General features: G+C 38.9%; 2 protein-coding genes. Both read left to right on the top strand.

What is annotated here, in order from left to right:
* Window positions 1–561: helix-turn-helix domain-containing protein (locus tag VJ464_13730; protein ID HKQ06190.1), on the top strand; the 561-nt coding region annotated here is incomplete at its 5' end.
* A gap of 62 nt (window positions 562–623) precedes the next feature.
* Complete coding sequence (locus VJ464_13725; GenBank protein ID HKQ06189.1) at window positions 624–1118, top strand: IS630 family transposase; 495 nt, start codon at window positions 624–626, stop codon at window positions 1116–1118.
* Window positions 1119–1126: the final 8 nt, after the last annotated feature.

Raw genomic sequence — 1126 nt, 5'->3', positions numbered from 1 at the left:
ATACCAATTTTATGTGAAGTTGCATATAATAGAAAGATAGCGTTTATGGTGCGTTTTATGGCTCGTCTTTTAAAAATCACAATTGAAGAAAGTGCAGAATTTTTAGAAAAACAACTAAAAAATACTCGTACAGCGAGTCAGAAAGAACGAATACAAGTATTATGGTGGTTAAAAACAGGGCAAGTACAGGAGCAGCAAGAATTAGCGCATCGTTTGGGTAGAGACAAATCTACGATAAGCCGGTGGTTACAAAAGTATCGACGGGGTGGAATATCAGAATTATTGTTGGTAAAAAAAGCCCCCGGACAAGTACCACACTTGACTGTTGAGGCATTAGCAGGACTTAAAGAACGCTTGGCAACAGGAGCGCCTTTCAAAAGCTACGGGGAAATTGTGGAATGGTTAAAAACAGAGTATAATTTAGAACTGACTTATGGAACAGTCTATGCCTGGGTACATTATCGTCTCCAAGCAAAACTGAAAGTGCCACGTCCGCAAAGTGCTTTACAGGACTTACAAGCAGTGGAGCTTTTTAAAAAAACATCATTCCAGCAGTATTGACGTTTCAACAATATTTTGGCAAGGGTAAAAGGCTACGATATTTGTCCCAAGATGAAACCCGGTTGGGATTAAAAACATTGACAGGAAAATTAATTACAGCCAGGGGTGTAAAACCAGTTGCTCCCCTCCTTAGGAAACGTGAAAATTTTTGGTTGTATGGGGTAGTCGAACCATTGAGTGGCTGGCATTTTTGCCAAGAATACGCTCATCTTAACGGAGAAGATTTTCAGAAATTTATTGACGCTCTTTCTCTACAATTGGGTGAAGATATAGCCATCATTCACATGGATAGAGCGGGTGCTCATACCACTAATGAACTCTCATGGCCAGAAAATTTAATTCCTGTCTGTCAACCTTCACATAGTCCAGAACTTAATCCAATTGAAAGGGTCTGGGAATATATCAAAAAGGAACTTGTTGGAGAGGTTTTTACAACACTTGAGCAATTACGAGAGCGATTGAAACAAGTTCTTGAAAAAATCACTCCTGAGCAAATTAGTTCGTTGTCATCTTACAAGTTTATTCTTGAAGCCCTATTCTATGCAGCTTCATATTAAATTGGTAT

It is taken from the genome of Blastocatellia bacterium, assembly GCA_035275065.1.
Lineage (GTDB): Bacteria > Acidobacteriota > Blastocatellia > UBA7656 > UBA7656 > DATENM01.
Note: the sequence above shows the minus strand (reverse complement) of the source record. Positions and strands in the feature narration are given on the sequence as shown.